The following is an 11,869-nucleotide window of genomic DNA, read 5'->3' on the forward strand; positions in this document are numbered from 1 at the left end:
CGAAGTGGCCAACGATCCCAAAGCCTCGCCGCGCGCTGCGATCGCGCTTGGCGCCGCGGCCGCGGTGGCCGGCGCCGCGTCCCTGTTCTTCCGCCGCAGCAGCAAAGAGCGCTATACGATCGAGAGCGACGCGCCCAATTGGACCAAGGACAGCGCCGGCGACGGCGAGCGGCCGGTGGTCGGGACGAGCGTGCTGATCGCCCGGCCGAAGCAGGAATTGTACGACGTTTGGTCGCGCTTCGAGCGCTTCCCCGAGTTCATGGAGAATGTCGAAAGCGTCTCGGTCGAGGGCGACGTCAGCAGCTGGCAAATCACTGCGCCGGCGGGGCAGGAAGTGAAGCTGAAAAACCGCATCACTCGGCGGGTACCGGGCGAGGAGATCAGCTGGCAGAGCGAGCCGGACAGCGACATCATCAATGCCGGCAAGGTCCGCTTCAGCGATGCTCCGGCCGGGCGCGGGACCTATGTCAGCCTGGTGCTGAGCTACGAGCCGCCGGCCGGCGCGATCGGCCGCGGGATCGCCAAGCTGCTGCAGCGCGAGCCGGCGATCCAGGCGCGGCGCGACCTGAGGCGCTTCAAGCAGTTGATGGAAACCGGCGAGGTGACGACCAATGCCTCGCCCAGCGGCCGGGCGTCGGACAGCCCGACCGAACCGCGCATTTGAGGAGCGAGCAACGATGAGAGCGCTGACCTGGCAGGGCCGCCACGACGTTCGGGTCGAGACCGTGCCCGACCCCGAGATCGTCAACCCGCGCGACGCGATTTTGAAGATCACCTCGACCGCGATCTGCGGGTCGGACTTGCACCTCTACGACCATTACATCCCGACGCTGCGCGCCGGCGACGTGCTGGGCCATGAATTCATGGGCGAAGTGGTCGAGGTCGGCGCGAAGTCGACGCTCAAGAAGGGGCAGCGGGTGGTGGTGCCGTTCACCATCAGCTGCGGCAATTGCTTCTTCTGCACCAAGCAGCAGTACAGCGCGTGCGACAACAGCAACCCGGCCGAGACGTCGGACGCGTCGGACCTGCTGATGGGCCACCCGATGGGCGGCGCCTTCGGCTATGCGCATTTGACCGGCGGCTATGCCGGGGGTCAGGCGGAATATGTGCGCGTGCCGTACAGCGATGTCGGGCCGATCGTCGTGCCGAACCATCTCGCGGACGAGGAGGTGCTGTTCCTGTCGGACATCCTGCCGACCGGCTGGCAGGCGGCGGTCAATGCCGACATCGAGCCGGGCGACACGGTGGCGGTGTGGGGCTGCGGGCCGGTCGGGCTGTTCGCGATCCAGTCGGCGCTGATCCTCGGCGCCGAGCGGGTCATCGCGATCGACCATTATCCGACGCGGCTGGCGCTGGCGAAGAAGCTCGGCGCGGAGGTGTTCAATTACGAGGACGTCAACGTGCGCGAGGCGCTCGACGAGATGACCGGCGGGATCGGCCCGGACGCGGTGATCGATTGCGTCGGCATGGAAAGCCACGGGATGAGCGTCGACAATCTGGTCGACACGGTGAAGGCGCACCTGTTCCTGGGCACCGAGCGGCCGCACGCGCTGCGCCAGGCGATCCTGGCGTGCCGCAAGGGCGGACGGGTGTCGATCCCGGGCGTCTATGGCGGGTTCGCGGACAAGTTCCCGCTCGGTCAGATGATGGAGAAGGGCCTGACCGTGAAGCAGGGCCAGACCCATGTGCAGAAGTTCACCAGGCCGCTGCTGGCGATGATCGAGGAGGGCAAGCTCGACACCACCTTCCTCATCTCGCACCGCGCCAGCCTAGAGGACGCGGCCGAGATGTACCGCCACTGGCACGACGAGCAGAACGACTACACCAAGATCGTGCTCAAGCCCGAGATGGCGAAGGGCACGGTCGAAAAGGTGCTGGAGGAACCGGTCGCGGCGTGAGCCGCCAGCGCAGCTAAGAATCCCTCGCAACAGGAACGGGTCCGTCCCGTCCCCGTTGGGTGGGCACATCGCGTATCCACGAGGAGAGTATGATGGCCACGACCACGACAACCCGCCGCCGTTCGAGCAGCAGCGGCGCCAAGCGCAGCAGCGGCAGCACGACCCGCGCAAAGACGACCGCGCGCCAGACGAGCGCGAAGAGCAATTCCAACGGCGGCGAGAGCAATCGTTCGAAGAGTTCGAGCGAGAAGAGCGCGTTCGACTTCAAGGGCGGCTGGCTCGGCGCCGCTGCGGCCGGTGCGGCGATCGCGATTGCCGCCAACCTCGGCCGCAAGCTGGCGATGCAGGGCATGTCGGCCGCGGCGGGCGACTGGGACGACATGCTCGCCGCCGAGCATGAGGCGACGCTGGCGCTGTTCGACAAGATCCTGGCGACCGACGATAGCCAGACGGTCAAGCGGGCGATGATGATCAAGAAGCTGACCCATGCGCTCGACAAGCATGCGCATGAGGAAGAGCATGTGGTCTATCCCGCGCTGCGCGCCGCCAACGACACGCACGACGCCGATTTGCTCGAAGGCGAGCACGGCTATGTGAAGACCTTCCTGTTCGAATTGAACGAGATGGAGAAGGGCTCGCCCGACTTCCTGCCCAAGGTGCGCGAGTTCCGCGACATGATCTCGCGTCACGCCAAGATGGAAGAGGAAGAGGTGTTCCCGCGGCTGAAGGAAGGCCTCACCGACGAGCAGAACGCGCACATCACGATGCTGGTCAACAAGGAAGGCTTCAAGATGGCGTAAGCGCCGTTTGGACGCGTTTCCGGCAAAGGGTCGGCGGCCTCGGTCGCCGGCCCTTTTGCTTATCCGCGTTCGATGAAGTCGACGATCGCCTGCGCCGCCTGCTCGGCACTCATGGCGCTGGTGTCGATGCGGAGTTCGGGGGCGTCGGGCGCTTCGTAGGGGCTGTCGATGCCGGTGAAATTGGCGAGCTCGCCGGCGCGGGCCTTGGCGTAGAGGCCCTTGGGATCGCGCGCCTCGGCCTCGGCGAGCGGGGTGTCGATGTGGATCTCGACGAACTCGCCGGGCGCGCACAGCCCGCGCACCAGCTCGCGCTCGGCGCGGAACGGCGAGATGAAGGCGGTAAGCACGATGAGGCCGGCGTCGGCCATCAGCCGCGCGACCTCGCCGATGCGGCGGATATTCTCGATGCGGTCGGCCTCGGTGAAGCCGAGATCGCGGTTGAGGCCGTGGCGGATGTTGTCGCCGTCGAGCAGGAAGGTGTGTCGGCCGAGGGCGTGGAGCTTCTTTTCGACGAGGTTGGCGATGGTCGACTTGCCCGCGCCGGAAAGGCCGGTGAACCACAGGATGCGCGGCCGCTGACCCTTGATTCGGGCATGCGCCTCGCGGCTGATATCGAGCGCCTGCCAGTGCAGGTTGGAAGAGCGGCGAAGCGCGAAGTGGATCATGCCCGCGGCGACCGTCGCGTTGGTCAGCTTGTCGATCAGGATGAAGCCGCCGAGCGTGCGGTTGTCGGCGTAGGGCGTGAAGACGATCGGACGGTCGGTATAGACTTCGGCGACTCCGATCTCGTTCAATTCGAGCGTGCGCGCGGCAAGCTGGTCGAGGCTGTTGACGTCGATTCGATACTTGGGCGGCTGGACGGTCGCCGACACGCTCTGGGTGCCCAGCTTGAGCCAATAGCCCCGGCCGGGAAGCAAAGCGTCCGAATCCATCCACACCAGGGTCGCTTCGAACTGGTCGGCGACGGCCGGCGGATCGTTGGCGGCAACGATCACGTCGCCGCGCGTGCAATCGACCTCGTCGGCGAAGGTCAAAATGACCGACTGGCCGGCGGTAGCGGCGTCGACCGGCGCGGCGCCGATCAGCACTTGCGCGACGGTGGTACGCACGTCGCCGGGCAGGATTCGCACCGCATCGCCGGGCGCAAGGCTGCCGCCGGCGATGAGGCCGGTGACCCCGCGGAAGCTGCGGTCCGGTCGGATGGCACCCTGCACGGGGAGCAGCAGCGGGCCGCCGGTCGCGGAGTCGACCGTGACAGTGTCGAGCTGCTCGGCGAGGGTCGGGCCGGCGTACCACGGCATGGCCGCCGAACGTCTGGCGACATTGTCCCCGCCGACGCCCGACACCGGGATGGCGGTGACCTCGCCGAGGCCGAGGGTCGCGGCGAATGCGGTGAAGTCGGCGACGTGGCGGTCGAACTCATCCTGCGCAAAACCGGCGAGGTCCATCTTGGTCACCGCGAGGATGAAGCGGCGGATGCCGAGCAGGTGGCAGAGGAAGGCGTGGCGGCGGGTCTGGGTGAGCACGCCGCGGGTCGCGTCGAGCAGGATCACGGCGAGGTCGGCGGTCGAGGCGCCGGTCACCATGTTGCGGGTATATTGCTCATGCCCCGGGCAGTCGGCGACGATGAAGGCGCGCTTGTCGCTCGAGAAGAAGCGGTAAGCGACGTCGATCGTGATGCCCTGTTCGCGCTCGGCGGTGAGGCCGTCGAACAGAAGCGCGAAATCGCGCTCGGCGCCGCGCGTGCCGTGGGCCCGGCTGTCGCTGTCGAGCGCGTCGAGCTGGTCGTCGGCGAGCTGGCCGAGATCGTGCAGCAGCCGGCCGATCAGGGTCGACTTGCCGTCGTCGACGCTGCCGCAGGTGATGAAGCGCAGCAGGTCGGTCAAAAGTAGCCCTCCCGTTTCTTGCGTTCCATCGAGCCGGCGCTGTCGTGGTCGATGGCCCGGCCCTGGCGTTCGGAGGAGCGGCTGGCGCGCATCTCGGCGATGATCGCATCAAGCGTGGTCGCGTCGCTTTCGAGCGCGCCGCTCAAGGGATAGCAGCCAAGGGTGCGGAAGCGGACCGTGCGGGTCTCGACCTGTTCGCCGTCGGCGAGGCGGAAGCGGTCGTCGTCGACCATCAGGATGACCCCGTCGCGCACCACCGTCGGGCGCGGGGCGGCGAAATAGAGCGGCACGACGGCGATGTTTTCGCGCTGGATGTAGGTCCACACGTCGAGCTCGGTCCAGTTGGACAAGGGGAAGACGCGCAGGCTCTCGCCGGGCGACAGGCGGGCGTTGTAGCAGTTCCACAATTCGGGCCGCTGGCGGCGCGGGTCCCAGCCGTGGGCGGCGGAGCGGACCGAGAGGATTCGCTCCTTGGCGCGGCTCTTCTCCTCGTCACGGCGGGCGCCGCCGAACGCCGCGTCGAAGCCGCCGGCACCGAGGGCCTGCTTCAAGCCTTCGGTCTTCCACATGTCGGTGTGGAGCGGGCCGTGATCGAACGGGTTGATGCCGCGCGCCACCGCCTCGGGATTGCGGTGGACGATGAGCTGCATCCCGCTGGCCGCGACGGCGCGGTCGCGCAGCGCGTACATGTCCCTGAATTTCCAGGTCGTGTCGACGTGCAGCAAAGGGAACGGCGGCTGCGCGGGGGCGAACGCCTTTTGCGCCAGGTGCAGCATGACCGAGCTGTCCTTGCCGATCGAATAGAGCATCACCGGCGCCGCGCATTCGGCCGCCACCTCGCGGATGATGTGGATCGCCTCGGCCTCGAGCCGGTCGAGCGTGGCGAGGGCCATGGCCCTAGCTGTTCTGCTCGCTGAGGAAGCGCATCAGCTCGGCGAGGGTCGATTCCATCTGGTCCTGCATCTGCCCGACCAGCTCGTTCTCGCGCATGCCCTCATGGTCGAGCGGCTTGGAGTAAGAGTCGGAAAAGGCCTTGAGGTCGGCCTTGTCGAAAATGCCCTTGGCGACGAGCTTGGCGAGGATGACGAGGAGGCCGTTGGTGTTGGCGATGTTGCCCGCGACCAGCGCCTCGTCGACCATCGAGAGGGCGGTGGTGTCTTTGTCGTCGATATCCTCGTCCATCGCAAAGCACCTCAACGGTCGGCAAGGACGGAAGTCAACCGCTTCCACGCCGCGAGCTTGGCCTCGAACGGCGCGGTGTTGGCGGCGCTCGACGAGGGCAGGTCGATGAGTTCGATCGCGTGCGCGTCGGCGAAGGCGCGGCGGCCCTCGCGCGCGGCGGTGCCCCCGTTGAAGGCGATGGCGCGCAGATCGGGATAATCGCGGGCGAGACCGGCGAGCGGATTGTGGCGCGCGTCGCGGATGGTCGAATCGGCGCTTCCGTCGCGCTTGGCGGCGTGGAACACGTCCCACAGGCCGATGCCATGGCGGAGCAGGACGGCGAGGAGCTGGTCATAGTCGGCGGCGTGCAAATCCTCGTTGATCACCGCGCCGACGAGCCGCCAGAAGTGATTGGTCGGGTGGCCGTAATAGCGCTGGAGGGCGAGCGAGCGATCGCCGGGCAGCGAGCCGAGGATGAACAGGCGGGTGGCGCTGTCAGCGATCGGGGGGAAACCGGTCTTGAGCATGGCCGCTTCGCCTTTGACTTCAATGCGCCGGGGACTATCGCGGCACGGTGATGGAGCCGACCGACCTGCGCATCGCCCTGTTTTCGGGCAATTACAATTATGTGCGCGACGGCGCCAACCAGGCGCTCAACCGTCTGGTCGGATATCTGCTGAAGCGCGGCGCGAAAGTCCGGATCTATTCGCCGGTGGTCGACAGCCCGGCGTTCCCGGCGACCGGCGAAATGGTCGACGTGCCGAGCTTTTCCATCCCGACACGCAAGGAATATCGCGTGCCGTCGCGGTTCGAAGGGCGACCGCGCGAGGACCTCGAGGCGTTCGCGCCCAACGTCATCCATGTCGCCAGCCCAGACATCGTCGCCCACCGCGCGGTGACCTGGGCGCGCGCACACGGCGTGCCGGTGGTCGCCTCGGTCCACACGCGGTTCGAGACCTATATGCAATATTACCGGCTGCAGTGGCTCGAGCCGGTGATCCGCGCGATCCTTCGGCGGTTCTACCACCGCTGCGACGCGATCGTCGCGCCGGCAGAATCGACCGCCGCGATTTTGCGCGCGCAGCGGATGGCACGCGACATCTCGCTGTGGACCCGGGGAGTCGACCGCGACCAGTTCAACCCGGAGCGGCGCAGTATGGAATGGCGGCGCGCGCGGGGGATCGGCGACGACGACTTGCTGATCGTGTTCCTCGGCCGGGTGGTGATGGAGAAAGGGCTCGACATCTTCGCCGCGGCGATGGGCGAGCTGGGGCGGCGCGGGGTGGAGCACAAGGTGCTGGTGATCGGCGAGGGCCCGGCGCGGACGGCGTTCGCGCGCGATCTGCCGGACGCGATCTTCACCGGGCAGCTGACCGGAGACGATCTGGCGCAAGCGGTGGCGAGCGGCGACGTGCTCTTGAATCCGTCGGTCACCGAAGCGTTCGGCAACGTCACGCTGGAAGCGATGGCGTGCGGCCTGCCGGTGGTCGCAGCAAGCGCGAGCGGGACGACCAATTTGGTGCGCCATGGCGAGACCGGGATGCTGGTCCCGCCCAAGGACGTCGCCGCCTACGCCGACGCGCTGGAGGCCTATGCGCGCGACCCCGAACTGCGCGCCCGGCATGGCGCGGCGGGGCTGGACTATGCGCGGACGATGGACTGGGACCGGATCAACGATGCGGTGTTGCAGGTCTATCTACGCGTCGTGGGGAAGCGAAAGCGGTCGTGACGGTTCGCGACGCGCGCTAGCGGTCAGGCGATCCCGAACCAGTCCGCGCTGGCCCCATGGGGGTCGGTCCAGGCGAGCGGACGGGCGTTGACCGACAAAAGGAACCTGCCGTTGGCTTGGCCTTCGGCCATTGCCGCGATGTTGGGAAAGACGTTCGGCGATTCGTTGGAAATCCACACGTCGGCCAACGTCATCGCCGCTTCGGCGAAGGCGTCGCGTTCGCGCTGGGACGCGACGTAGGCGAGGACGGCGGAATGGAAGATCACGCGCGTGCAGCCGGCGGGCGCCTGCGCGCACAGCTGTTCGAGGTCGTGGGTGAGGTCGCCGCGGGTGACGAGCGGACGCGACGTGCGGGCGACGGCGACAGCGCGACGGAAATTGGTCACGCGGTCGGGCTGGCCGGGCCAGATCAGATTTTCCAGCCAGTCGACCCGCGCCTGGTCGTCGAGGTTGATCGGGTCGAGATCTAGGCCGGCGCGCCAGGCGATCTTCGGCAGGCGCGTCGGCACCGCGGCCGGGCCGGACAAGGTGCAGGTGAAGGTCGGGCGTGCCGGATCGGACCGCTCGGGCGCGATCGTCGTGCCGCCGTAATTGTAGGCGTAGAGGTCGGGCAGCAGGCACAGTCCGGCGGCCGCGCCGACCTCGATCAGGGCCAGCGGGCCGGGCAAGGCGGACAGGATCGGCAGGAGGGTCGCGCAGCGGGCCGGCTCGTTGGTCTGGGTCGATCGCGCCAGGATGATCTCGGCGAGGCGCGGCCAACCGGCGATCAGGTCGGCGCGAAAGGATGGGAAATCCGGCGGCGTTCCGAACAGGGAGCGGACCGCGGCGAAGAGCAGATTGGGCTGCTGCTTCGGCTTCGGCAGGGTCGCGATCCGCGCCAGCACTTGTTCATCGCCCGCGACCGCGCCCGCGAGATGAACGTAAAGCGGCGGGCGGCCCCTCGCCTCTTCGTCGGCGAAGCGCCGGTAGACGCGCGCAAGATACTCGAGCTCGGTTGCGGGCGGGAGCGCCGAGCGTTCCCGCGCCGTTGTCACGCCCGCTCGATCTTGCGGGCGGCCTCGTCGATGATGTCAACGACTTCGTTGAGCAGATCCTCGTTCCAGCCGTCGCGGGCGACGCGGCCACGCATTGCGGCCATGAGGTTGCCGATCGCGCGGCCCATTTCCGGGCGGTGGCTGCGGCTCTTGCGCTGGCCGTGCTCGTCGAGCCGCTCCATCAGCGCTTCGACCTCGTCCGACTGCTCGTCGAGATGGGCGCGGCCGTGGGCGGTCGCCTCGAAGATCTTTTTCGAATCCTTCGACTTCTGCTCGGCAATGAGGCCCATGTCCTCGAGCATGGTGAGGGTCGGATAGACGATCCCGGGCGACGGAGCATAGTCGCCGCCGGTCATGTCCTCGATCGCCTTGATCAGCTCGTAGCCGTGGCGCGGCTGGTCGGCGATCAGCTTGAGCAGGACAAGGCGGAGTTCGCCGCTCTCGAACATCCGGCGACGGCCGCGCGGGCCGCCACGGCCGCGGCCCATGCCGAACGAATCCTCTTCACCGAAATCGAACTGGAAGCCGCCGGGGCCGAAGCTGAAGCTGCGGCCTCGGCCGGGCCCGCAATCGCGGCTGTGGTGGATGTTGAAGCGCATCGTCCGTCTCCTCCTCGATAGTCCTAAGATATATCTTGATAGGTCGCCGCGCAAGCCGGCCGTGCAACTTTTCGGCGGCGCGCTTATTGCTTCACGCGATGGCCGACCTGTTCGCCGATCAAGCGCCGCCGGCCGAGGCGGAGGACACGCCGGCGGCGGATGCGCCGCTGGCCGAGCGGCTGCGCCCGCAATCGCTGGCGGACGTGGTCGGCCAGGAGCATCTCACCGGGCCGGAGGGTGCGCTCGGGCGGATGGTGGCGGCGGGCAGCCTGTCGTCGCTGATCCTGTGGGGACCGCCGGGGACCGGCAAGACCAGCATCGCGCGGCTGCTGGCCGACGCCGTCGGGCTCCGCCATGTGGCGATCTCGGCGGTGTTCTCGGGCGTCGCGGATTTGAAGCGCATTTTTGCCGAGGCGCGGACCGCGGCCAAGGCGGGACAGCGCACCTTGCTGTTTGTCGACGAGGTCCACCGCTTCAATCGCAGCCAGCAGGACGGCTTCCTGCCGTTCGTCGAGGACGGGACGGTGACGCTGGTCGGGGCGACGACCGAGAACCCGAGCTTCGAGCTCAACGCGGCACTGCTGTCGCGCTGCCAGGTGCTGATCCTGCACCGGCTCGACAGCCGGGCGCTGTGCGCCTTGCTCGAGCGGGCCGAGGCGGTCGAGGGGCGGCCGCTGCCGCTGACGCCGGAAGCGCGCGACGCGCTGGTGGCGAGCGCAGACGGCGACGGGCGGTTCCTGCTTAACCAGGCCGAGACCTTGTTCGACGTGAAACTGGAGGAACGGCTTGACCCCAGCGCATTGGCGCAATTCCTGCAGCGGCGGGTGGCGGTCTACGACAAGGACCGCGAGGGGCATTACAACCTCATCAGCGCGCTGCATAAATCGATCCGCGGGTCGGACCCGCAAGCCGCGCTCTATTATCTGGCGCGGATGCTGGTGGCGGGAGAGGAGCCGCTGTTCCTGCTTCGGCGGCTGGTGCGCGCGGCGGTCGAGGACATCGGCCTGGCCGATCCCAATGCGCTGACCCAGTGCATCGCCGCCAAGGACTCCTACGATTTCCTCGGCAGTCCGGAGGGCGAATTGGGGATCGTCCAGGCGTGCCTCTATCTCGCCACCGCGCCCAAATCGAACGCCGTCTATATGGCTCAGAAGGCGGCATGGCGGGCCGCCAAGGAGACCGGATCGCTGATGCCGCCGGCGCACATCCTCAACGCGCCGACCCGGCTGATGAAGGACATCGGCTATGGCAAGGGCTATGCCTATGACCACGAAGAGGAAGACGGCTTTTCGGGGCAGGATTATTGGCCCGACGAGATGGAGGCGATCGAGCTTTATCAGCCGACCGACCGCGGCTTCGAGGCGCGGGTGAGGGAACGGCTTGCGTTCTGGAACGATAAGCGTCGAGAGATGGGCGCACAGCGCGACAAGGGAGGCCAGTGATGTACCGGACCAACGCCAACGAATATTTGCGGGCCGAGGCGATCGAATGGGGGCCGCGGATCCTGTTCGCCTTGCTGATCATCCTCGCCACCTGGGCGATCGCGCGGGCCGCGAAATGGGCACTGACCCGGGTGTTCGACAAGACCCCGGCGCTGAAGCGCCACCGCGAGACCGGCACGCAATCGATGGCCGAGCAGATCGGCACGATCGTCAAGCTGATCATCTGGCTGGTCGGCATCGTCGCCGCGCTGGGCGTGCTCGGGCTGGCGCAGATCCTGGCGCCGATCAACCAGCTGACGACCAACATCTTCGCCTTCCTGCCGCGGCTGCTCGGGGCCGGGCTGATCTTCTTCCTCGGCCTGGTGGTGGCGCGGATCGTTCGCCAGCTGGTCGAGACGGTGCTGAGCGCCGCTAATGTCGATGGGCTGATGGCGCGCGCCGGGATCGGCAGCACCAGCGGTACGGTGCGATCCGACCCCGAGGCGGTACCGCCGGGCACGACCCCGGGCGCGACCCGCGCGACGCTCGCCAAGGCGGTCGGCATCCTGGCCTTCGCGGCAATCATCATCCCGGTGTCGATCGCCGCCCTGCAGGTGCTGGGTATCGAAGCGATCAGCGGCCCGGCGATCAACATGCTCAACCAGATCGCCGCGGCGATTCCCAACATCCTCACCGCCGCGCTGTGGCTGCTGGTCGCGTTCATCGCCGGCCGGTTCGTCAAGACGCTGCTCGAGGGCGTGCTTCCGCCGCTGGGAGTCGACAATGCGATTCGCGCCACCGGCATGGTGCCGGCGTCAACCAGCCCGTCGCGAATCATCGCCAATGTCGCGTTCGTCGCGATCATCGTCGTCGCCGCGATCGAGGCGGCCAAGCAGCTTGGCGGGGGGACGCTTGCCGCTTTCCTGATCCAGGTCACCGAGCTTGGCAGCAAGGTCATCTTCGGAACGCTGATCATCGTCGTCGGGGCGATGTTCGCGCGCCTGCTGGCCAACCTCATCGGCGGCACGGGCGAGGGCTGGACCCAGTCGATCGTGCGCTATGCGACAATCGCGCTGTTCACTGCTATCGGCCTCACCTTCATGGGCCTGGCCAACGAGATCGTGATCCTGGCGTTCGGGCTGATCCTCGGCTCGGGCGCGATCGCCGCGGCGCTGGCGTTCGGGCTCGGCGGGCGCGAGGCGGCGGGGCGGATCCTCAACGCCTATGCCGACAAGCTGACCAGCGAGGCCGGGCCCCCTGCCCCGCCGCCGGCGCCGAAGCGGGTGACCAAGCAGGCGCCGCCGGCCAGCGATGACGGCCAGCCGCCGCTGGTGTGAGGAT

The 11,869-nt window shown here is 67.8% G+C and carries 12 protein-coding genes; 6 read left to right on the forward strand and 6 right to left on the reverse strand.

Going from position 1 to position 11,869, the window contains the following annotated elements; translation table 11 throughout:
• The first annotated feature begins 4 nt into the window (after window positions 1-4).
• The 3 genes from D0Z60_RS07785 to D0Z60_RS07795 all read left to right on the forward strand — a co-directional run bounded on the left by D0Z60_RS07785 (window position 5) and on the right by D0Z60_RS07795 (window position 2,698).
• A complete protein-coding gene (locus tag D0Z60_RS07785) occupies window positions 5-664 on the forward strand; it encodes an SRPBCC family protein (RefSeq protein ID WP_240325582.1) in 660 nt (219 codons plus the stop codon).
• A gap of 13 nt (window positions 665-677) precedes the next feature.
• Window positions 678-1,898 (forward strand): zinc-dependent alcohol dehydrogenase, encoded by a 1,221-nt coding sequence (locus D0Z60_RS07790; RefSeq protein ID WP_118857714.1) that lies wholly within the window; start codon window positions 678-680, stop codon window positions 1,896-1,898.
• A 92-nt stretch (window positions 1,899-1,990) separates the two neighbouring features.
• Entirely contained in the window at window positions 1,991-2,698 is a 708-nt protein-coding gene (locus D0Z60_RS07795) for a hemerythrin domain-containing protein (protein ID WP_162888145.1), read from the forward strand.
• A 59-nt stretch (window positions 2,699-2,757) separates the two neighbouring features.
• Here D0Z60_RS07795 and cysC read toward each other — a convergent pair whose 3' ends face one another.
• Genes cysC through D0Z60_RS07815 form a run of 4 tightly spaced genes read right to left on the reverse strand, consistent with a single transcriptional unit; the run spans window position 2,758 to window position 6,272 of the window.
• Entirely contained in the window at window positions 2,758-4,584 is a 1,827-nt protein-coding gene (gene cysC / locus D0Z60_RS07800; protein ID WP_118857716.1) for an adenylyl-sulfate kinase, read from the reverse strand.
• A complete protein-coding gene (cysD, locus tag D0Z60_RS07805) occupies window positions 4,581-5,477 on the reverse strand; it encodes a sulfate adenylyltransferase subunit CysD (RefSeq protein WP_118857717.1) in 897 nt (298 codons plus the stop codon). Before cysD ends, cysC begins: the two co-directional genes overlap by 4 nt.
• 4 nt (window positions 5,478-5,481) lie before the next feature.
• Window positions 5,482-5,766, reverse strand: coding sequence for a hypothetical protein (locus D0Z60_RS07810; protein WP_118857718.1), 285 nt, complete (start codon window positions 5,764-5,766; stop codon window positions 5,482-5,484).
• Between the two features lie 11 nt (window positions 5,767-5,777).
• Window positions 5,778-6,272: a DNA-deoxyinosine glycosylase gene (locus D0Z60_RS07815; protein ID WP_118857719.1), complete on the reverse strand. Its 495-nt coding sequence runs from the start codon at window positions 6,270-6,272 to the stop codon at window positions 5,778-5,780.
• Window positions 6,273-6,322: 50 nt separating this feature from the next.
• Between D0Z60_RS07815 and D0Z60_RS07820 the strand changes: the two genes are divergently transcribed.
• Window positions 6,323-7,474 (forward strand): glycosyltransferase family 4 protein, encoded by a 1,152-nt coding sequence (locus tag D0Z60_RS07820; RefSeq protein ID WP_118857720.1) that lies wholly within the window; start codon window positions 6,323-6,325, stop codon window positions 7,472-7,474.
• Window positions 7,475-7,497: 23 nt separating this feature from the next.
• On the opposite strand, the gene D0Z60_RS07825 is transcribed toward D0Z60_RS07820, so the two are convergent.
• Window positions 7,498-8,508, reverse strand: coding sequence for a DUF2332 domain-containing protein (locus D0Z60_RS07825; RefSeq protein ID WP_118857721.1), 1,011 nt, complete (start codon window positions 8,506-8,508; stop codon window positions 7,498-7,500).
• Window positions 8,505-9,107, reverse strand: coding sequence for a PadR family transcriptional regulator (locus D0Z60_RS07830; RefSeq protein ID WP_118857722.1), 603 nt, complete (start codon window positions 9,105-9,107; stop codon window positions 8,505-8,507). Before D0Z60_RS07830 ends, D0Z60_RS07825 begins: the two co-directional genes overlap by 4 nt.
• Before the next feature lie 98 nt (window positions 9,108-9,205).
• Here D0Z60_RS07830 and D0Z60_RS07835 point away from each other — a divergent pair, with 98 nt between their 5' ends.
• Both D0Z60_RS07835 and D0Z60_RS07840 read left to right on the forward strand, forming a co-directional pair.
• Window positions 9,206-10,549: a replication-associated recombination protein A gene (locus D0Z60_RS07835; protein ID WP_118857723.1), complete on the forward strand. Its 1,344-nt coding sequence runs from the start codon at window positions 9,206-9,208 to the stop codon at window positions 10,547-10,549.
• The gene (locus D0Z60_RS07840) at window positions 10,549-11,865 is read left to right on the forward strand and encodes a mechanosensitive ion channel (RefSeq protein ID WP_118857724.1); all 1,317 of its coding nucleotides are present in this window, start codon (window positions 10,549-10,551) and stop codon (window positions 11,863-11,865) included. Before D0Z60_RS07835 ends, D0Z60_RS07840 begins: the two co-directional genes overlap by 1 nt.
• Window positions 11,866-11,869: the final 4 nt, after the last annotated feature.

Origin of the sequence: Sphingomonas mesophila (assembly GCF_003499275.1) — a bacterium.
GTDB lineage: Bacteria > Pseudomonadota > Alphaproteobacteria > Sphingomonadales > Sphingomonadaceae > Sphingomicrobium > Sphingomicrobium mesophilum.

Bases quoted from the DNA above. Each gene is read 5' to 3' on its own strand.
- D0Z60_RS07815 (WP_118857719.1), bottom strand. From the start codon at position 6,272: ATGCTCAAGACCGGTTTCCCCCCGATCGCTGACAGCGCCACCCGCCTG.
- D0Z60_RS07810 (WP_118857718.1), bottom strand. From the start codon at position 5,766: ATGGACGAGGATATCGACGACAAAGACACCACCGCCCTCTCGATGGTC.
- cysD (WP_118857717.1), bottom strand. From the start codon at position 5,477: ATGGCCCTCGCCACGCTCGACCGGCTCGAGGCCGAGGCGATCCACATC.
- D0Z60_RS07795 (WP_162888145.1), top strand. From the start codon at position 1,991: ATGGCCACGACCACGACAACCCGCCGCCGTTCGAGCAGCAGCGGCGCC.
- D0Z60_RS07840 (WP_118857724.1), top strand. From the start codon at position 10,549: ATGTACCGGACCAACGCCAACGAATATTTGCGGGCCGAGGCGATCGAA.
- D0Z60_RS07835 (WP_118857723.1), top strand. From the start codon at position 9,206: ATGGCCGACCTGTTCGCCGATCAAGCGCCGCCGGCCGAGGCGGAGGAC.
- D0Z60_RS07830 (WP_118857722.1), bottom strand. From the start codon at position 9,107: ATGCGCTTCAACATCCACCACAGCCGCGATTGCGGGCCCGGCCGAGGC.
- D0Z60_RS07820 (WP_118857720.1), top strand. From the start codon at position 6,323: ATGGAGCCGACCGACCTGCGCATCGCCCTGTTTTCGGGCAATTACAAT.
- D0Z60_RS07790 (WP_118857714.1), top strand. From the start codon at position 678: ATGAGAGCGCTGACCTGGCAGGGCCGCCACGACGTTCGGGTCGAGACC.